This is a genomic window from Streptomyces sp. ATexAB-D23, assembly GCF_000373645.1.
GTDB classification, from domain to species: domain Bacteria; phylum Actinomycetota; class Actinomycetes; order Streptomycetales; family Streptomycetaceae; genus Streptomyces; species Streptomyces castrisilvae.
In genome coordinates this window covers 39,148-58,257 of record NZ_KB892089.1, presented here as the reverse complement: position 1 = coordinate 58,257, position 19,110 = coordinate 39,148, and the positions used below count along the sequence as shown (strand labels likewise).

Annotated in this window: 18 protein-coding genes; 9 read left to right on the top strand and 9 right to left on the bottom strand. The window is 72.6% G+C overall.

The genetic code is table 11. From position 1 onward, the window contains the following. Positions 1-18: 18 nt before the first annotated feature. Complete coding sequence (locus tag B082_RS0134390; RefSeq protein WP_018556313.1) at positions 19-1,647, top strand: alkaline phosphatase D family protein; 1,629 nt, start codon at positions 19-21, stop codon at positions 1,645-1,647. Between the two features lie 3 nt (positions 1,648-1,650). Here the strand turns inward: B082_RS0134390 and B082_RS0134385 are convergent, their stop codons facing one another. Continuing rightward, a complete protein-coding gene (locus B082_RS0134385; RefSeq protein ID WP_026250483.1) occupies positions 1,651-2,646 on the bottom strand; it encodes a Gfo/Idh/MocA family protein in 996 nt (331 codons plus the stop codon). A gap of 76 nt (positions 2,647-2,722) precedes the next feature. On the opposite strand from B082_RS0134385, the gene B082_RS0134380 reads away from it, so the two are divergent. Beyond that, entirely contained in the window at positions 2,723-4,036 is a 1,314-nt protein-coding gene (locus tag B082_RS0134380; protein WP_018556311.1) for a multidrug effflux MFS transporter, read from the top strand. Positions 4,037-4,064: 28 nt separating this feature from the next. Next, positions 4,065-5,060, top strand: coding sequence for a small ribosomal subunit Rsm22 family protein (locus B082_RS0134375; RefSeq protein ID WP_018556310.1), 996 nt, complete (start codon positions 4,065-4,067; stop codon positions 5,058-5,060). A gap of 161 nt (positions 5,061-5,221) precedes the next feature. On the opposite strand, the gene ddaH is transcribed toward B082_RS0134375, so the two are convergent. Then, positions 5,222-6,037, bottom strand: coding sequence for a dimethylargininase (ddaH, locus tag B082_RS0134370; RefSeq protein WP_026250482.1), 816 nt, complete (start codon positions 6,035-6,037; stop codon positions 5,222-5,224). Between the two features lie 317 nt (positions 6,038-6,354). On the opposite strand from ddaH, the gene B082_RS0134365 reads away from it, so the two are divergent. Beyond that, positions 6,355-7,101 (top strand): bifunctional DNA primase/polymerase, encoded by a 747-nt coding sequence (locus B082_RS0134365; RefSeq protein ID WP_018556308.1) that lies wholly within the window; start codon positions 6,355-6,357, stop codon positions 7,099-7,101. A 30-nt stretch (positions 7,102-7,131) separates the two neighbouring features. On the opposite strand, the gene B082_RS0134360 is transcribed toward B082_RS0134365, so the two are convergent. The 4 genes from B082_RS0134360 to B082_RS0134345 all read right to left on the bottom strand — a co-directional run bounded on the left by B082_RS0134360 (position 7,132) and on the right by B082_RS0134345 (position 11,236). Beyond that, on the bottom strand, positions 7,132-8,124 hold the full coding sequence (locus B082_RS0134360; RefSeq protein ID WP_420707729.1) for a hypothetical protein: 993 nt from the start codon (positions 8,122-8,124) through the stop codon (positions 7,132-7,134). 102 nt (positions 8,125-8,226) lie between these two features. Continuing rightward, positions 8,227-9,066: a heme ABC transporter ATP-binding protein gene (locus B082_RS0134355; RefSeq protein ID WP_018556306.1), complete on the bottom strand. Its 840-nt coding sequence runs from the start codon at positions 9,064-9,066 to the stop codon at positions 8,227-8,229. Next, positions 9,063-10,160, bottom strand: a complete 1,098-nt coding sequence (locus tag B082_RS0134350; RefSeq protein WP_018556305.1) for a FecCD family ABC transporter permease — start codon at positions 10,158-10,160, stop codon at positions 9,063-9,065. The genes B082_RS0134355 and B082_RS0134350 overlap by 4 nt, the downstream gene beginning before the upstream one ends. Beyond that, entirely contained in the window at positions 10,157-11,236 is a 1,080-nt protein-coding gene (locus tag B082_RS0134345; RefSeq protein ID WP_018556304.1) for a heme/hemin ABC transporter substrate-binding protein, read from the bottom strand. Before B082_RS0134345 ends, B082_RS0134350 begins: the two co-directional genes overlap by 4 nt. Positions 11,237-11,382: 146 nt before the next feature. On the opposite strand from B082_RS0134345, the gene B082_RS0134340 reads away from it, so the two are divergent. The 3 genes from B082_RS0134340 to B082_RS0134330 all read left to right on the top strand — a co-directional run bounded on the left by B082_RS0134340 (position 11,383) and on the right by B082_RS0134330 (position 15,255). Beyond that, positions 11,383-12,798, top strand: coding sequence for an HtaA domain-containing protein (locus B082_RS0134340; protein WP_026250481.1), 1,416 nt, complete (start codon positions 11,383-11,385; stop codon positions 12,796-12,798). Positions 12,799-12,863: 65 nt separating this feature from the next. Next, positions 12,864-14,456 (top strand): HtaA domain-containing protein, encoded by a 1,593-nt coding sequence (locus B082_RS0134335; protein WP_018556302.1) that lies wholly within the window; start codon positions 12,864-12,866, stop codon positions 14,454-14,456. 82 nt (positions 14,457-14,538) lie between these two features. Continuing rightward, the gene (locus B082_RS0134330) at positions 14,539-15,255 is read left to right on the top strand and encodes a PhzF family phenazine biosynthesis protein (RefSeq protein WP_026250480.1); all 717 of its coding nucleotides are present in this window, start codon (positions 14,539-14,541) and stop codon (positions 15,253-15,255) included. Positions 15,256-15,287: 32 nt separating this feature from the next. On the opposite strand, the gene B082_RS0134325 is transcribed toward B082_RS0134330, so the two are convergent. Together B082_RS0134325 and B082_RS0134320 are read right to left on the bottom strand one after the other, a co-directional pair. Further along, the gene (locus tag B082_RS0134325; RefSeq protein ID WP_018556300.1) at positions 15,288-15,950 is read right to left on the bottom strand and encodes a heme oxygenase (biliverdin-producing); all 663 of its coding nucleotides are present in this window, start codon (positions 15,948-15,950) and stop codon (positions 15,288-15,290) included. Between the two features lie 235 nt (positions 15,951-16,185). Next, complete coding sequence (locus B082_RS0134320; RefSeq protein WP_018556299.1) at positions 16,186-16,932, bottom strand: TetR/AcrR family transcriptional regulator; 747 nt, start codon at positions 16,930-16,932, stop codon at positions 16,186-16,188. A 140-nt stretch (positions 16,933-17,072) separates the two neighbouring features. Here B082_RS0134320 and B082_RS0134315 point away from each other — a divergent pair, with 140 nt between their 5' ends. Next, positions 17,073-17,960, top strand: coding sequence for an NAD(P)H-binding protein (locus B082_RS0134315; RefSeq protein WP_018556298.1), 888 nt, complete (start codon positions 17,073-17,075; stop codon positions 17,958-17,960). Here the strand turns inward: B082_RS0134315 and map are convergent. Next, positions 17,947-18,804 carry a type I methionyl aminopeptidase gene (map, locus tag B082_RS0134310; protein WP_026250479.1) on the bottom strand — a complete coding sequence of 286 codons (858 nt, stop codon included), beginning with the start codon at positions 18,802-18,804 and terminating at the stop codon, positions 17,947-17,949. The two genes, B082_RS0134315 and map, sit on opposite strands and share 14 nt — an antisense overlap. A 58-nt stretch (positions 18,805-18,862) precedes the next feature. Here map and B082_RS0134305 point away from each other — a divergent pair, with 58 nt between their 5' ends. Further along, positions 18,863-19,093 carry a hypothetical protein gene (locus tag B082_RS0134305; protein WP_018556296.1) on the top strand — a complete coding sequence of 77 codons (231 nt, stop codon included), beginning with the start codon at positions 18,863-18,865 and terminating at the stop codon, positions 19,091-19,093. Positions 19,094-19,110: the final 17 nt, after the last annotated feature.

Below are 19,110 nucleotides of genomic sequence, written 5' to 3'. Positions count from 1 at the left end.
CCAGTCAGGGGAGGACAGATGACGCACTCATCGCCACAGCAGGAGCTGCGCGACGCCGCCCGGCACACCGACCGCCGCCGTTTCCTCACCGTCACCGGAGCCGCCGCCGCGCTCGCCTTCTCGGTCGGCCTGCCCGCCGCCGGGACGGCGAGCGCCCGCGAGATGGAGGCCCGGCAGATCGGCGAGGACCCGTTCACCCTCGGCGTCGCGTCGGGCGACCCGCTGCCCGGCTCCGTCCTCCTGTGGACGCGGCTCGCGCCCCGCCCGTTCGAACCCGACAGCGGGCTGCCGAACGCCCGCGTCGAGGTCCGCTGGGAGCTGGCCCACGACGAGCGCTTCACCCGTGTCGTCCGGCGCGGCACCGCCTACGCGCACCCGGAGTTCCACCACAGCGTGCACGTCGAGGTGGGGGGCCTGGTCCCGGACCGCGTCCTCTACTACCGCTTCCGCGCCGGACGGTGGACCAGCCCCGCCGGCCGGACCCGCACCGCACCCCCGGCCGGTGCCCGCAAGCGCGAACTGAGCCTGGCCGCCGTCTCCTGCCAGGCCTACCACGACGGCTACTTCACCGCGTACAAGCACCTCGCGCAGGAGGACGTCGACGTCGTCTTCCACCTCGGCGACTACCTCTACGAGTACGCCGTCACCGCGACCGGCGGCGCCCGCGACTACACCGACCGCACCCTGCCCGCGCTCTTCAACCGGGAGACGACGACGCTGGAGGACTACCGGCTGCGGTACGCCCTCTACAAGTCCGACCCCGACCTGCGCGCCGCCCACGCCGCGCACCCCTTCGTCGTCACCTGGGACGACCACGAGACCGAGAACAACTACGCCGGCGCCATCCCCGAGAACGACGTACCGCCCGAGGAGTTCCTGATCCGCCGGGCCGCCGCGTACCGCGCGTACTGGGAGAACCAGCCGCTGCGCGCGCCCCAGCGGCCGACCGGCCCCGACATGCGGCTCTACCGCCGCCTGAACTTCGGCCGGCTCGCCCAGTTCGACGTCCTCGACACCCGCCAGTACCGCAGCGACCAGGCGTACGGCGACGGCTGGCAGACCCCCGGGCCCGAGTCCGAGGACCCGAAGCGCACCCTGACCGGCGCCGCCCAGGAGCGCTGGCTCATCGACGGCTGGCGCCACTCGCGCGCCACCTGGAACGTCGTGCCGCAGCAGGTCACCTTCGCCCAGCGGCGCGACCTGCCGACCGACGCCTTCAAGCTGTCCATGGACTCCTGGGACGGCTACCCGGCCTCCCGCGACCGTATTCTGAAGGGCGCGCGGAGCGCCGGCGTGGACAACCTCATGGTCCTCACCGGCGACGTGCACGTGAGCTACGCCTTCGACCTCAAGCAGGACTTCGACGACCCGGCGTCGCGCACCGTCGGCACCGAGATCGTCACCACGTCCATCACCAGCGGCAAGGACGGCTCCGAGAAGCCGTCCAACTACAACAACCTCACGCAGGCCAACCCGCACCTGAAGTTCTACAACGGGCGCCGCGGCTACGCCGTCGTCACCCTCCAGGAGGGCCGGGCGCGCGCCGACTTCCGTACGGTCTCCGCCGTCACCACGCCGGGCGCCCCCGTCACCACCGCCGGCTCCTACGTCACCGAGGCCGGTGACCCGGGCCTGAAGCCGGCCTGACGCCTACGCGTCCACCGGGTAGCGGACGCCGACGCGGTCACGTACCGCGTCGAGCGTCCGCATCACCGCGAGCGAACCCTCCAGCGGCACCAGCGGGGACTCCGTCTCGCCCGCCCGGACCGCGCGCATCACCTCGGCCGCCTCGTACTGCATCCCCGAGAGGCCCTGCGGGCCCGGACCCGAGGTGATCTCCTCGGGCTCGGCGCCCGCCCGGTGCAGCACGAAACCCTGCGGGTGGAAGAAGCTGTGCGGGATGTCGATCCGCCCGCCCGTGCCGATCACCGTGGCGGCGGTCGGGTGGTGCCCGACGATCGAGCAGGACAGCAGCGCCGTGGCGCCCGAGTCCCAGCCCAGCAGCATCCCGGTGTTCAGGTCCACGCCCTCCGGCGACAGCAGCGCGTCCGCCTGCACCCGGTCCGGCTCGCCCAGCAGCAGATGGGCGAACGACACCGGATACACGCCCAGGTCCAGCAGCGCGCCGCCGCCCAGCCGCGGATCGCGCAGCCGGTGACCGGGACCCAGGTCGCCCGCGAAGCCGAAGTCGGCCTGCACGGTACGGATCTCGCCGATCGCCCCGTCCCGCACCAGCTCGGTCAGCCGCCGCACGACCGGGTTGCAGTACGTCCACATCGCTTCCATCAGGAAGACCCCGCGGTCCCGGGCGAGCTTCACCAGCTCCCGGGCCTCGCGCTCGTTCAGCGTGAACGCCTTCTCGCACAGCACGTGCTTCCCGGCCTCCAGCGCGAGCGCGGCGGCCTCCCGGTGCGCGGAGTGCGGCGTGGCCACGTACACCACGTCGACCTCGTCGTCCGCGACCAGACCGGCCCAGTCGCCGTACGCCCTCGGTATCCCGAACCGCTCGGCGAAGGCCCGCGCCGAGGCGTCCGTACGGGAGGCCACGGCCACCACCTCCGCGTCGGGCATGGCCTTCAGATCAGCGGTGAACGTCGCCGCGATCCCGCCTGTCGCCAGCACGCCCCAACGGACAGTCCTGCTCATGCACGCTCCAAAAGGTGTCGACCACTCCCGCTGAGCTGAGAGCATAGAGCCGGATTCAACAACTATGGAGATGAGAATGCCGGAGAGCGGCGTCAGCCGGGCCCAGCACATACGCACCACCGACCCCACCCCCGACAGCACCACCGGCACCGGCACGGCACAGCCCCGAGCCGTCACCGCGGCCGCCCGGCGCACCGGCCTCCTCGTCACCCTGGTCCTCGGCGGACTGACGGCGCTCCCGCCGCTGTCCATGGACATGTACCTCCCGGCGCTCCCCGCCGTCACCGACTCGCTGCACGCACCCGCCTCCACGGTCCAGCTCACCCTCACCGCCTGCCTCACCGGCATGGCGCTCGGCCAGGTCGTCGTCGGACCGATGAGCGACCGCTGGGGCAGGCGCCGCCCGCTGCTCCTCGGCATGGCCGTCTACGTCCTCGCCACCGCGATCTGCGTCTTCGCCCCGTCCGCCGGGCTCCTCATCGCCTTCCGCCTGATCCAGGGCCTCGCGGGCGCGGCCGGCATCGTCATCGCCCGCGCCGTGGTGCGCGACATGTACGACGGCGTCGCGATGGCGCGGTTCTTCTCGACCCTGATGCTGATCTCCGGCGTCGCCCCCGTCATCGCACCGGTCATCGGCGGACAGGTCCTGCGGCTCACCGACTGGCGCGGCATCTTCGCCGTCCTCACCGTGGTCGGCGTCCTGCTCACCTTCGTCGTCTGGAAGTGGCTCGACGAGACCCTGCCGCCCGCCGAGCGCCACACCGGAGGCGTCGGCGACGCGCTGCGCACGATGCGCGGGCTGCTCGCCGACCGCGTCTTCACCGGCTACATGATCGCGGGCAGCCTCGCCTTCGCCGCCCTCTTCGCCTACGTGAGCGCCTCACCCTTCGTCATTCAGGAGATCTACGGCGCCTCCCCGCAGACCTTCAGCCTGCTGTTCGGCATCAACTCCATCGGACTGATCGCGGTCGGCCAGATCAACGGCAAGCTGCTCGTCGGCCGGGTCAGCCTCGACAAGGCCCTCACCTGCGGGCTCGTCGCCATCGTGGCCGCCGCGGTCGCCCTGCTCCTGATGACGTCCGGGGCCTTCGGCGACGTCGGTCTCGTGCCGGTGGCCGCCGGACTGTTCATCCTGATGTCGGCCATGGGCCTGGCGATGCCCAACACCAACGCCCAGGCACTGATGCGGACCAAGCACGCCGCCGGATCGGCCTCCGCGCTGCTCGGCACCTCGCAGTTCCTGATCGGGGCCGTGGCCTCCCCGCTCGTCGGGATCGCGGGCGAGGCGACCGCGGTACCCATGGCCGTCGTCCAGCTGGTCTGCGCGGTCGGCGCCCTCGCCTGCTTCCTCGGCCTGTGCCGTCCCTGGCAGCGCACCTCCGCGATCTGAGAGCCCCCGCCCCGCCTACAATTCCTCGGTGAACGCCACCCTCCCCACCGCGGAAGCCCTGCGCGCCGCCCTGTCCGGACTCCTGGACGGGCTGCCGCCCAAGCAGGCGGGCCAGGCCGTCGACCGGCTCATCGCCCACTACCGGGGCACGATTCCCACCGACGCCCCGGTGCTCCGCGACCGCTCGGACGTGGCCGCGTACGCCGCGTACCGGATGCCCGCCACCTTCGAAGCCGTACGGGCCGCCCTCGACGCCCTGCGCGCGGCCGCCCCCGACTGGGCGCCCGCCACGCACACCGACGTCGGCGGCGGCACCGGGGCCGCGAGCTGGGCCGTCGCCGGGGCGTGGGAGGGCCACCGCACCACGGTCCTGGACTGGGCCGAACCCGCCCTCGCCCTCGGCCGCGAACTGGCCGCCGTCTCCGGCCTGCCGGCCCTGCGCACCGCCGAGTGGCGGCGCGCCCGCATCGGCGAGGACCTGGACCTCGCCCCCACCGACCTGGTCACGGTCTCCTACGTGCTCAACGAGCTGACCGGCCGGGCCCGCACCGCGCTCATCGACGCCGCCGCGGCCGCCGCGCGGGCCGTCGTGGTCGTCGAGGCCGGCACCCCCGACGGATACGCCCGGATCATCGACGCCCGCGACCGGCTGACCGCCGCCGGGCTCACCGTCGCCGCGCCCTGCCCGCACAGCGGCGCCTGCCCCATCGAGCCGGGCACCGACTGGTGCCACTTCTCGGCCCGGGTCAGCCGCTCCTCCCTGCACCGCAAGGTCAAGGGCGGCACGCTGCCGTACGAGGACGAGAAGTTCAGCTACGTCGTCGCCACCCGCTTCGCGACCCGGCCCGTGACCGCCCGGGTCACCCGCCGCCCGCAGATCCGCAAGGGCCAGGTGCTCCTGGAGCTCTGCACCCGCGACGAGGGCCTGGAGCGGGCCACGGTCACCAAGCGGCACGGCGAGCTGTACCGCGCCGCCCGGGACATCGACTGGGGCGACGCCTGGCCGCCCCCGCAGGCCGGTTAGGGCCTGTCCGGCGGATCTTCGCGGGCCCGCGACGCCTGGCACGCACTCTCGCCGCACGCCCGAATCACCCAAGTACGTCCAGTACGAGGCAGATCCGGGCGCACGCCGAAAGCACGCACCAGACGCCGCGGGCTGATCCACGAAGATCCGCCGGACAGGCCCTAGCCGCGCAGCTCCTGCGTGCAGCACTTCACGCTGCCGCCGCCCTTCAGCAGCTCGCTCAGGTCCATCGGCACCGGCTCGAAACCGCGCGCCCGCAACGGGTCGAACAGGCCCGTCGCGGCCTGCGGCAGCAGCACATGGCGCCCGTCGCTCACCGCGTTCAGACCGAGCGCCGCGGCGTCCGGCTCCTCGGCGATCAGCGCGTCCGGGAAGAGCCGGGCCAGCACCGCCCTGCTGCCCGGTGAGAAGGCCGGAGGGTAGTACATGACCTCGTCGGCCGCGTCGTCCAGCACGCTCAGGGCCGTATCGAGGTGGTAGTAGCGCGGATCGACCAGATCGAGACCGATCACCGGACGGCCGAAGAACTCCTGCGCCTCCGCGTGCGAGAGCGGACTCGACCGGAAACCGCGCCCGGCCAGGACGTACGAGGCGGTCACCGCGAAATCGCCCTCGCCCTCGTTGACGTGGTCCGGCTCGTGGATCTCGGCGAAGCCGCGGTCACGGAACCAGTCCCGGTGGGCGGCGGCCTCCTCGAACCGTTCCCGGTAGGCGAAGCGGGCGCCGAGCACCCGGCCGTCGATCACCGTGGCCCCGTTCGCCGCGAAGACCATGTCGGGCAGGTCGGGCCGGGGCTCCAGCAGATCCACGGTGTGACCGAGCGCACGGTAGCGGTCGCGCAGGTCCTCCCACTGGGTCTGCGCCAGCGGCAGGTCGACGGGCTTGGTGGGATCCATCCAGGGATTGATGGAATACGTCACCCTGAAGTGGGAAGGGGCGCACATCAGGTAGTGCCGGGGTGTGGCTTCACGAGGCAAGGAAGGCTCCTCACGAAATCGTCGCTGCGGCTGTGGCCGCTGCGGCCGGTGCGTCGCACGGGTGTGTGCGTGAGCCCATGGTGCGGCCTGCGGGCCCCCGGGCGCAGTGGTCCGATCGGGTGGTTCGGGCGGACACGCCCCGCCACGCGCGCCCCCGCCCGGTTCCGGGCCGGGGATACACGCGCTCTTTCGTGACAAAGCGTGTGATAGCGCCCACCCTGCGGCACCGGCCGTCCCACCCCGCTTCCGGACTCTGGCCACCCGAGGCGCAGGATGGTGGGACCATGGGCAGGGGCAACGCAAAGGCAAGGGGATAGATGGGCGCCGATTTCGGCCGTAATCGCGGCTCAGAGAGCAAGTTTTCCCAGTGGCTGCGGCGACGACCCAAACCGCAGCAGCGCGAGGTCGACGACACCGCACGGGAGGCGCTGCTCCTGGCTGTCGCCGAAGCCGGAATGCCGATCGCGCCCGCCGCCCACCCGGTCGGCTACCGATGTTCGTGCGAACGCATCGGCTGTCCCACCCCCGCCCGTCACCCCGTCTCCTTCGCCTGGCAGACGCAGTCCACCACCGACCGCGCCCAGATCGAGCGCTGGGCCCGCAGCCAGCCGCAGGCGAACTTCATCACCGCGACCGGCATGATCCACGACGTGCTCGACGTCCCGCTGTCCGCCGGCGCCCAGGCGCTGGAGCGGCTGCTCGAAGCCGGGATCGAGGTCGGCCCGGTCGCCCGCTCCGGCGACGACCGGATGCTGTTCTTCACGGCGACGCGCGGCACGCCGGAGGACGAGGACGAGTGGTGGCCGTGCGAGCTGGACTGCCACCCCGAGACGATGGACGAGCACCCGGGCCTGCGCTGGCACTGCCGGGGCAGCTACGTCCTGCTGCCGCCGGCCCAGCTCCCCGGCGAGCTGGACGTCGCCTGGCTGCGGGGCCCCGAGCACCCGCTGCCCGACCCGCTGACGCTCCTGGAGACGCTGACGGACGCCTGCGCGCGGTTCGTGGGCTCCGCCGAGCAGAGTGAGGTCGATCACGACGCGGTGGCCTGGCCGCTGCGCCGGTGACCGGGCGGGGCCCCGGTCACCGGCGCCCCGCTACGAGCCCTTCGCCGCCGTCAGGCCGGGCAGCCGGTTCAGCACGGTGAGCTTGCGGTGCTCGGCGCCCTTCCCGGGGACGTACACCAGCTGGCTGGAGATCCGCTCCTTGGTCAGGGTGCTCTTCACCTCACCACTGAGCAGCGCCTCCACATCGGGGTCCACGGTCGGGTGCAGCCCCTTCGCCGCGGTCTGCCGTTCGTAGTGCTTGCTGCTGAAGAAGACCAGCGCCCCGCCGTTCCCGGCCGCCAGCGCGAGAGGCGCGAACGTGCCGTTGTCCAGCGGCTGGTCGACGTACTGGTAGGAGAAGCCGGCCCGCTTGGTGTTCAGCCGGGCGTCGCGCCACTGGGAGGTCGCGGCGCCCGGGGCGAACACATCGGGCGTGCCCTTCTGCAGGTACTGCGTGTACTGCGTGCCCAGGTCCTGCGGGGCCACGGCCAGGTCGGTGCTGTCCGCCGCGACCGGCTCGGCCAGGCCGTCGTCGTCCTCCACGAGGTCCGGTATCCGGTCCGGGGCGACGACCGCCAGATAGGCGGCCTTCCAGCCCGCGTCGGGGCCGGACTTGACGAAGGCCAGCAGCCAGCGGGTGTCCTGGTCGCCCGTGTCCCGGTCACGGTTGGAGTCCGTGTCGGCGAGGAACCAGCGCGGCCAGCCCGCCTTCTTCGGGATGACGAACTTGGCGTCCGTCAGCTCCAGCGGCTGGTGCCGGGCGTTGCCGGTCGGCTCGATCGTGTGGCGTGCCTTGAGCCCCGCCTGGTTGATGGCGCCGAGGGAGCCCGTCACCAGGCCGGCGTCGAGCGCCGGATCGTACGCCTTGTCGGCGGCGTTGTACGCGGCGGTGAACTCCTTCAGGACCCGTGCGGCCTCGGACTTCGTCGCGGCCGGCACGACTGCCTCCTCGCCGTGCACGGTCATGCACCCGCTCGCCGCCAGGCTCAGCACCGTCGCCACCGCGAGTCCCGTCACCGGCCGTGCCGGCTTCAGACTTCTCATCCGTTGCTTTCCGCGCCTTCTGATCCGTCGCCACTGACCGTCCGAACCCTACCGGGCAGACGAACACCGCGAGGGCCGGGACCGGATCGGGCGGTGCCGAGGTCAGGCGGTCCGGTCCGGTACGACGAGCGGCACCCCCGTCCGCGGGTGCGGGAACACCTCGACCGCCTGCCGGTAGACCCTGCCGAGCAGTTCGCCCGAGAACACCTCCGCCGGCGGGCCCGCCACCGCGATCCGCCCCTCGTGCAGCACGGCCGCCCGGTCCGCGTAGGCGGCGGCGAGCCCCAGGTCGTGCAGGACGACGACGACCGCGTCCCCGGCGGCGGCCCGCTCCCGGCAGATCCGCAGCACCAGCTCCTGGTGGCGCAGGTCCAGCGCGGCCGTCGGCTCGTCCAGCAACAGCAGCGGGGCCCGCTGCGCCAGCACCCTGGCCAGCGCGACCCGGGCCCGCTCACCGCCGGACAGCGCGGAGAAGGGGCGCCCGGCGAACTCGGTGACCTCGGTGGCCGCCATCGCGGCGGCGACCGCCGGATCGTCCTCGTCCGCCCGGTCCGTACCCGCCCAGGGCGCGCGCCCCATCCGTACGACGTCCTCCACCGGGAACGGGAAGGCGAGGGCCGCGGACTGCGGCAGCACGGCCCGGCGCAGGGCCAGTTCGGGGGCGGCCCAGTCGGTGACCGGCCGTCCGTCGATGCGTACGGCACCGCTCTCGGCCGGCAGGTCGGCGGCGAGCGCGGCCAGCAGGGTGGACTTCCCGGCCCCGTTCGGACCGACGAGCGCCAGGACCTCGCCCGCGTGCGCGGTCAGGTCGATGGAGTCCAGCACCTGCCGCCCGCCGAGCCGCACCCGCAGCCCGCTCACCTCGGCGACCGGCGCGCCGGCCGGTACACGTACGGGCAACTGCCGGCTGTGCGTGGCGAAGAGGTTCCGCAGCGACTTCATGCCCAACCACCTTGCTTGCGACGGGTCCTGCGCAGCAGCCAGAAGAAGAACGGGCTGCCGAAGAGCGCGGTCAGCACACCGAGCGGCAGCTCCGCCGGGTCGGCGACGGTACGGGCCGCGAGGTCGCCCGCGACCAGCACGAGCGCGCCGCCGAGCGCGCTGCCGGGGACGAGGAAACGGTGCCCCGGACCGTTCGCCATGCGCAGCAGGTGCGGCACCAGGAGCCCGACGAACGAGATGATCCCGGCGACCGCGACCGCCGCCGCCGTCAGCAGCGCCACGACGAGCACCAGCACGAGGCGCAGCCGCTCCACATCGACGCCGAGGTGCCGGGCGGGCCGCTCGCCGAGCGCGAGCAGGTCCAGCTTGCGCGCGTAGAAGGGGGCGATGAGGAGCCCCAGCGCCGCGCACGGCAGGACGGCCAGCACCTTCGGCCAGGTGGCCTGGGCCAGCGAGCCGAGCTGCCAGAAGGTGATCTGGGTGATCTGCGCGTTGTCGGCGAAGAAGACGAACAGGCCGATGAGGGCGCCCGCGAAGGCGTTGACGGCGATCCCGGTGAGGATCAGCGTCACCACCTCGGTCCGGCCGCCCGACCGCGACAGCGTGTAGACGAGGAGCACGGTCAGCAGACCGGCGGCGAACGCGCAGACGGTGATGGTCCAGTTGCCGAAGAAGCTCAGTCCGAGCGCGATCGAGGCGACCGCGCCGACCGCGGCGCCCGCGGAGATCCCGATGACGCCCGGCTCGGCGAGCGGATTGCCGAACACGCCCTGCATCAGGGCGCCCGCGCAGCCGAGCGAGGCGCCGACCAGCAGCGCGAGGACGACCCTCGGCAGCCGTACGTTCCACAGGACGCTCTCGCCGACCCGGTCCAGGGCGTGCCCGCCGAGCCCCATCCGGTGCTGGACGGAGGCGAGGACGTCGCCGAGCGGGATGTTGTACGCGCCGAGCCCGGCGGACAGCAGGCAGCCCAGGATCAGCGCCGCGAGCAGCCCGGCGGTGAGGGTGACGGCGGTGGAGCGCCGGGCCCGGGGCAGGGCCGCTGGAGCCTCGGGCCCGGCTGTCTTGGCGGGTGCTTCGTAGGAGGTCGTCACTTGCCCGCACCGCTCTCCGGGTAGAGCTGGGCGACCAGTTCACTCAGGACGCGGTCGGTGCGCGGGCCGTAGTTCAGCAGGACCCCGTCGTCGACGGAGACGATCCGCCGGTCCATCCCGGCCGGGGTCTCGGCGACGCCCGGGATCTTCACCAGGCCGTCGACGCCGCCGACCGATTCGAGGCCCTTGGTCATGACGAGGATCGCGTCGGGCGCGGCCTTGGCCAGCGCCTCGCTGGTGATGGCGGTGAAGTCCTTCTTCAGCCCGGACTCCTTGCCCGCGTCGACCGCGCCCGCGGCCTCCAGCAGCGAACCGGCCCCGGAATCCCGGCCGCCCAGCAGATAGACGGAGGCGGAGCCGCGCAGATAGAGGAAGGCGACACGTGGCTTCCCGGCTCCGTCGGCCGGTGCGGGCACGGATTCGCGCACGGCGTCGATGCGGTCCTCGGTGCGCTTCTTCAGCGTGGCCCCGGCCTGCGGCACGCCGAGCGCCCCGGCCACGGTCTCGATCCGGCGGCCCACATCGGCGAGTTCCTTGGCGGGCTCGACCACCACGAGCGGAATCCCGGCGTCGCGGATCTGCCCGATCGCCTCGGAGGGGCCGGTCGTGGTGTCCGCGAGGACCACGGTGGGCTTCAGCGACAGGACGCCCTCGGCCGACACGTCGTGGGCCCGGGTCACCACGGGGAGCTTCTCGGCCTGTTCGAAGGTGGCGGTGATGTCGCGGGCCACGACCTGCTTGCCGAGCCCCAGCGTGAACACGATCTCGCTCAGGCTGCCGGTCAGCGGCACGATCCGGTCCGCGGAGGTGATGGTGGTCCGCTTGCCGTCCGCCGAGGTGACGGTCACCGGAAGCTTCGGGGCGGGCGTGCCGGTCAGCGGCTCTATCCGGTCGGCGTCCGCCGCCGACGAGGCCCCGGCGCCGGAGGTCTTCGCCGAGGGCGGCTCCGTACCGCCGCAGCCGGACAGGAGCAGGACCGAGGCCAGGGCGAGGGCGGTGGTCAGGACGCCGGTGCGCCCGCGCCCGGTTCGCCGGGCGCTGCGGCCCGGCGGGGCGAAGTCCTGCGAGAAGCGCACGGGGCACCGTCCTGTCGTTGTGCGGCTCGCACTACGGCGAGCAGTTGGTGATGGTCTGAGAAGAATGTGACGGAAGGGGGTACCGACACGGGATGTACATACCTTAGGTTAGCCTTACCTGTGTTTCCAGACTTCGGAGGGGCCCCATGCCATCGTTCAGACCTGCCCGCGCTCTCGCCGTGGCGCTTCTCGCGGTCCTGCTGGGCGCTCTGCTCCCGGCGACCGCCGCGCAAGCGGCGAGCCGTACGGTGCAGGGCGGACGGCTGGACTGGGGCATCAAGTCCTCGTTCCAGAGCTACGTCACGGGCCCGATCGCCCAGGGGAGTTGGGGGCTGACCGGCGGCGCCGCCACGGTCGGCGGCAGTCAGTTCCGCTTCCACTCCGCGACCGGCTCCTACGATCCGGCGAACGGCGCGTTCCGGGCCGGCTTCTCGGGCGGTGTCCGCTTCGTGGGGCACAAGAAGTCCGGCGGATCCTACGAACTCGACCTCACCATCAGCCGTCCCACCGTCCGCATCCAGGGCGGCAGCGGCACCCTGTACGCGGACATGGTCAGCAAGGAACGGGGGAGCGGACGCGTCACCTCCGCCGCCCAGGTCCCGATGGCCACGCTCAACCTGTCCGGGATCGACATGCGGGGCGGTTCCACCCCCATCGCCCTCAACAACATCCCGGCCACGCTCACCTCACAGGGCGCCAAGTCCTTCGCCGGCTACTACACGGCCGGCACACCGCTGGACCCGGTCAGCCTCTCCGTGGACACCACAGGACCGGCCGCGAAGCCCAGCCCCTCCAAGTCCTCGGCCACGCCCGGCAAGAGCACCGAGCAGAAGAAGGAGACCGCGGCCGGTCCCTTCGAGGACGGCGCCGTCGACTGGGGCGTACGCCGCACCTTCCGCGAGTACGTCACCGGCTCGATCGGCCAGGGCAAGTGGACCCTCGCCGACGGAGCCCAGGACGGCGGCGCGCTCTTCCGCTTCCCGAAGGGGAAGGGCTCGTACGACCCCGAGAAGCAGACCCTGGCGGCCACCTTCGCGGGCAGCGTCCGCTTCACCGCCGCCGACGGCCTCGATCTGAAGCTGTCCGGGTTCGCGGTGGGCGTGAAGGCGGGCAAGGGCACGCTGCGCGCCGACGTGCTGAGCGACGGCGCGGCCACGAAGGCGGTGCCGCTCGTCACCTTCACCGCCAAGGACTTCGCGCCGAAGGACGGCCTCGCGGTCCTCACCGAGGCCCCCGCCACGCTGACCGCCGACGGCGCCAAGGTGTTCGGCTCCCTCTACAAGGCGGGCACCGCCATGGACCCGGTCTCGCTCGCCGTGGCCACCGACGCGAAGGCGGAGCTGCCCGCCCTGCCCGACCTGGGCAGCGACGCCACCGCCACGCCGGAACCGTCGAAGAGCCCGGTGAGGAAGACCGCCGCGGTCCCCACCGCGGCCGAGGCGGACGACGACTCCCGGACCGGTCTCTACCTGGCCGTCGGCGGCGCCGGAGTGCTCGCCGCGGCGGCCGCCGCGCTGATGCTCGTACGCCGCAACCGGGCGAAGCCGGACGCCTCTTCCTGACCCCCCGCACCACCCCGTCCCCACCATCCCCGTCGACCTGTTCATCCCTGAGGAGACCCCCGACCATGGCAGCCACCCGCCGCCCCATAACCCTCGCCGCAGCCGTCGCCACCGCCGCCGCACTCGGCGCCTCGCTGGCCCTTCCGGCCCTCGCCGCCGACCGTTCCGCGCCGAACGCCACCGCCGCCGCGCCGACGATCGAGCTGAAGGACGGCACGCTGGACTGGGGCTTCAAGGAGTCCTTCCGCAAGTACATCGGCGGCGCCGGCAAGATCACCGTGAAGGACGGCGCCACCCAGGCCGACGGCAACGGTGTCTTTACCTTCGTCAACGGCAAGGGCACGTACGACATCACCACGCACGGCACCGACACCGCCTTCGACGGCGGGGTCAACTTCTTCGCCCACGGTGGCGTCCTGGACATCACGCTCTCGGACGTCAAGGTCTCCACCGCCGGCACCGGCGGCGCGATCACCGCCGATGTCGCGACCGCGGAGGGCACGCAGAACGACGTGGCCGTCGCCGACCTCGACCTCTCCGCCGTGAAGCCCGGCCAGGGTGCGGGCGGCGCGATGGTCTTCAAGGACATCCCCGCCAAGCTGACGAAGGCCGGCTCCGAGGCCTTCAACGGCCAGTACAAGGAAGGGGAGGTGCTCGACCCGGCCACGCTCACCGTGACGGCCGCAGCCACCCCGACCGAGAAGCCGACCGACCCGGCCACCCCGACCGAGAAGCCCACGGACCCGGCCGAGCCCACCGAGAAGCCGACGGACCCGGCCACCCCGACCGGCAAGCCCACCACCGAGCCCACTCAGCCGACGACGAAGCCCAGCCCGACGGCCACGGCGACCGCCACCGACAAGCCGGCCGCCGAGTCCGGCCCGATCGTCGACGGCACCCTGGACTGGGGCGTCAAGGCGTCCTTCCGCTCGTACGTCACGGGCCCCATCGCCGATGGCAAGGTGGAGACGACGGGCGGCGCGAGCGCGACCGCCGACGGCTACCGCTTCTCCGACGCCACCGGCAGCTTCGACGCCGCCGGGCAGACCCTGAAGGCCGAGTTCGACGGCAAGGTCCGCTTCCTCGGCCACAAGGAGGACGGCGCCTACACCCTCGACCTGTCGCTGACCAACCTGGCGATCCGGTCGGACGGCACCAAGGCCCAGCTCGTCGCGGACGTCTCCTCCAAGGACCGGGAGACGAAGAAGGTGTCCAGCTACACCGCGCTGGCCATCGCCGACCTGAAGCTGCCCGCCGGCAAGCTCGCCGCGAAGGACGGTGTGGTGACCCTGTCCGGCGTCCCGGCCACCCTCACCGCCGACGGCGCCACCAAGGCCTTCGGCTCGATGTACCAGGCGGGCGCGGAGCTCGACGCGCTGACCGTCGCGGTCTCCCTCGACAAGGACGCCACCCTCCCGTCCGGCTCCACCACGGGCGGCTCGTCCGCCGGAGGCAGCACGGGCGGCTCGTCCACGGGCGGCTCCGGCAGCGTCGGTGGTTCGGGCAGTGTCGGCGGGGCCGGCACGATCGGCGGCTCGGGCGCCCTGGCCTCCACCGGCTCCGACATCCCGGCCGGCGCGCTGTTCGCCGCCTCGGGCCTGGTCGTCGCGGCCGGCGCGGGTGCGGTCGCCGTCGCCCGCCGCCGCCGTACCGCCTGACAACTCGGCACCCGTCGACACCACCGCCCGGGTACCGGCCCTCTCGTGGGGCCCGGTACCCGGGCGGTGCTTGAATGCGCACGTGAACGACTACGACGTACCCGCCGGCATCGATGTCCTGCGCGTGTTCTGCGGTCCCGACGGCCGGCACGGCAACGCCCTCGGGGTCGTACGCGACGGGCGCCGCCACCCGGACCGGCCGGCCCGTCAGGAACTCGCCCGCCGGCTCGGCTTCAGCGGGACCGTGTTCGTGGACGACCCCGAGCGCGGGCGGCTCGACATCTACACCCCGGGCCTGCGGCTGCCGTTCGCCGGTCACTCCGTGGTCGGCGCCGCCTGGCTGCTCGACCTGGAGATCCTGGAGCTGGAGGTGGGCGATGTGTTCGCCCGCCAGGACGGCGAGTTCAGCTGGATCACCGCCCGCCCCGAGTGGGCGCCGCCGCGCACGCTCCAGCGGTACGCGTCGGCCGCCGAGGTCGACGCGCTCCCGGCTCCGCCGCCCGGCGGGGGCAGGCTCTACGCATGGGCCTGGGAGGACGAGGCGGCGGGCCGGGTCCGGGCGCGGGCGTTCCGGCGCGGGTTCGATGAGCGCGGCGTCAGCCGCTCCGGTGGAGCCGGTGCCTGTACCGGGGGCATCGCGGAGGACGAAGCGACGGGAGCCGCGGCCCTGTTGCTGAGCGCCCGGCTGGGTCGCGCACTCAACATCACACAGGGCCGCGGCTCCCAGATCCTCACCGCGCCCGCGCCGGACGGTTCGGTGGAGATCGGCGGCAGGGTCGTCCTGACCCACCACGGTTAGGGCCTGTCCGGCCCATGGCTGTCGGTCGCCCGTCAGGCGGCCCGGAACACCTCGCCCAGCTCCCGGAAAACGGCCGTGTTCAGCGCGAAGGCGCGCTTGCACTCGTCCACGATCCGCCGCTTCTCCAGGTCGTCGGCGTTCACCGCGTCCAGCAGCTCACGGTAACCCCGCTTGAAGGACGCGGGGTTGGTGATCTCCTCGAAGACGTAGAACCGCACCCCGTCGCCCTTGCGCGCGAAGCCCCAGGTCTTCTCCGCCTTGTCGCGGATGATCTGACCGCCCGACAGGTCTCCCAGGTACCGCGTGTAGTGGTGCGCGATGTATCCGGCGGGCCAGGTACGGGCGCACTCGGCGACCCGTTCGGCGTAGGCGGCGGTGGCCCCAAGCGGCTCCAGACCCTCGCGCCAGTCGGCACCCCGCAGATGCGCGAGGTCGCGCTCCAGCTCGGTGGTGCGCATCAGCTCGGGCTGTATGAAGGGCCCGGCGACCGGGTCGGAGGCCAGCGCCTGGGCGCCCTCCTCCAGGGCGCGGTACACGAACCACAGCTGCTCGGTGTACCGCGTGTACGCGTCCACCCCGAGGCGCCCGCCGAGCAGATCGCTCATGAAGGTCGAGGTCTCCGCCTCGGTGTGCTGCTCGTGCGACGCGGTACGGATCAGCGTCGAGAAGGGCGTGGCGGTGACGGTTGCGTCCAAGGCGGGCCTCCGGGGCCGAGGGGACGGGAAGTCCAGAAAGAGACGGAAATATCGGCCCGCCGCGGTTGCCCGCCGCAGCGCCTGCCGATGGCTCGATCTTCCTACTTAGGCATACCTAAGTCAACTCCTTGCCGACGACTTGTCGGTAACTTCGGCGCCGCGGTGCCGCCCGGGGGCGCGGTGATCGTGGTGTCGCCGTGCCGTCGGAGGGGACGGTTGCGGTGTCGCTCCGGCCTTAGGGGGTGTGGTGGTGGGTTGCTGGTCGGGCGCCCGCTTCGGGTGCGGCCGAGATGCGGTCGAGCAGTTCCGCGAGCAGGGCGCGCTCGCCCGCGGTCAGTGCGCCGGTCCGGGGGAGCAGGGCGTGCAGGGCGACCGCCGCCGCCGCGGGGCCGGAGGCGGGGGTGGCCGGGGCCTCGGTGGTGATCGCGGCGATCACCGCCTCCCGGGCCAGATGGGACACGCTCATGTCCCGGTGGTCCTCGGGGGTGGCGATGAGGGAGAGGGTGGTGCCGCCGCCCACGGCGTGCACCAGGTGGGTGGCGCGCGTCTCGTCGATCCTCAGGCGCCCGGCCTCGGCGATCCGGTGGATGTGGGTGGCGAGGATCTCCAGTGCGGCGGTGGCCGCGGGGGAGGGGGTGCCGGGGCTGGGCTGGGCGTACATGAGGGTGTAGAGGGCCGGGTTGGCCAGCCCGAACTCGGTGTTGAAGTCCCAGCCGGTGCGCAGGTCCTGCACCGGGTCGCCGGTGAGCTCCAGGGTGGCCTTCTCGCCGACATGGCTCGCGAAGCCGTGCGCGGCGACGGCGTCGAGCAGGCCCTGCTTGTCGCCGAACAGCCGGTAGATGGTGGGTGCCTGGACGCCGGCCGCGGCGCTGACCGCGCGCGTCGACACCGCCTCGCGCCCCTCTTCGGCGAGCAGCCGGGTGGCGGCGGCGATGATTCGTTGGCGGTTGTCCCGTGCGGGGGCGGGGTGGTCGGTCTCCATGGTTTCCGATGATAACGGAATTATGTTAGCGGTTTGCGATATCGACGTTAGCGTGCCATCGTTATCAGCGGAAACGGTGGGCGGCCGGTGACCGGCCGGCACGTCGTATCCCTGTCCACAGCCATGCTTCGGAGGCTTCCGTGATTGTCGTTACCGCTCCCACCGGCCGGATCGGCCACCAGGTCATCGACGCGCTGCTCGACGGCGGCCGGCAGGTGCGGGTGATCGCCCGCGACCCCGCCCGGCTCGCCCCGAGGGCGCGCGAGGGCGCCGAGATCGTCCAGGGCTCGCACAGCGATCCCCGCGTCCTGGCCGAGGCGTTCAAGGACGCCGACAGCGTCCTGTGGCTGGTCCCGCCGAACCCGGTCGCGGACGACATCCAGGAGCACTACCTCGGCTTCACCCGCCCGGCCTGCGAGGCGATCCGGGCACAGGGCGTCCGCCGTGTCGTCGGCGTCAGCAGCCTCGGCCGCGCCCACGGCTCGGGCGCCGGGCAGTTGTCGGCCGCGTTCGCGATGGACGAGATGATCGAGAGCACCGGGGTCGGCTACCGGTCCCTGGCGATGCCCTTCTTCATGGAGAACCTCCTCCACCAGGCCGAAGCGCTCGCGGCGCGGGGCGTGCTCTCGCTGCCGGTGGCCGCGGACCGCCCGCTGGCGCTCGTCGCCACCCGCGACATCGCCGCGACCGCCGCCCGTCTGCTGGCCGACGACTCCTGGTCGGGGCAGGACACCGTCCCGGTGATCGGCCCGGACGCCCTGTCCCCCCACGGCATGGCCCAGGTCCTGTCCGAGGTCCTGGAGCGCCCGGTCCGCTTCGAGGAGCCCGACCGCGAGGCCTACCGGGCGACGATGGCGCGGTACGGGATGAGCGAGGCCTGGGCGCAGGGCCTGTTCGACATGGCGGACGCCCAGGACAACGGCGTCTACGACGCCGAGTGGCGGGCGCTGACCACCCCGGCCCCCACCGCCTTCCGCGAGTGGTGCCGGGAGGTGCTCATACCCGCCGCGCGCGCTACGGCAGCGTGAGGATGTCCGCGCCGGTCTCCGTCACCACGAGCGTGTGCTCGAACTGCGCGGTGCGCTTGCGGTCCTTGGTCACCACGGTCCAGCCGTCGTCCCACATGTCGTAGTCGTGGCTGCCGAGCGTCAGCATCGGCTCGATGGTGAACGTCATGCCGGGCTTCATCACCGTGGTGGCGTGCGGGCTGTCGTAGTGCGGCACGATCAGCCCCGAGTGGAACGAGGTGTTGATCCCGTGCCCGGTGAAGTCCCGCACCACGCCGTACCCGAAGCGCTTCGCGTACGACTCGATGACCCGCCCGATCACATTGATCTGCCGGCCCGGCCGCACCGCCTTGATCGCCCGCTTCAGCGACTCCTCGGTGCGCTCGACGAGCAGCCGGGACTCCTCGTCCACGTCGCCGCAGAGGTAGGTCGCGTTGTTGTCGCCGTGGACGCCGTTGATGTACGCGGTCACGTCGAGGTTCACGATGTCGCCGTCGCGCAGCACCGTGGAGTCCGGGATGCCGTGGCAGATCACCTCGTTGAGCGAGGTGCACAGCGACTTGGGGAAGCCCCGGTAGCCCAGCGTCGACGGGTAGGCGCCGTGGTCGCACATGAACTCGTGGGCGACGCGGTCGAGTTCGTCCGTGGTGACGCCCGGGGAGATGTGCTTGGCGGCCTCGGCCATCGCCTGCGCGGCGATCCGTCCCGCGACGCGCATGCGCTCGACGGTGTCGGCGTCCTGGACCTCCGGGCCGGTGTACGGCGTCGGGGCGGGCTTGCCGACATACTCGGGGCGCCGGATGTTTCCGGGCACGGAACGGACGGGAGTGAGCTCCCCTGGTACAAGCAGCGACTGGCCAGACATGCCAGCGAGTCTAACCAGCGTGTCTGGGGCAGCATGGCACAGAGGAAAGGAACCGACGATGGCCCTGTTCAAGAAGCGCACGGTGGGCAAGCCGGGCGAGTGGTTCTACTGCCTGGAGCACAAGAAGGTCGAGGAGGGCCCCGAGTGCCCGGCCAAGGACCGCTTCGGCCCGTACGCCACCCGCCAGGAGGCGCAGCACGCCATGGAGACGGCCCGGGAGCGGAACCTGGAGTGGGAGACCGACCCCAAGTGGCACGACCGCCAGGGCCCGGACGAGGACGACGCCTGACCCGACCCCTCGGGCTC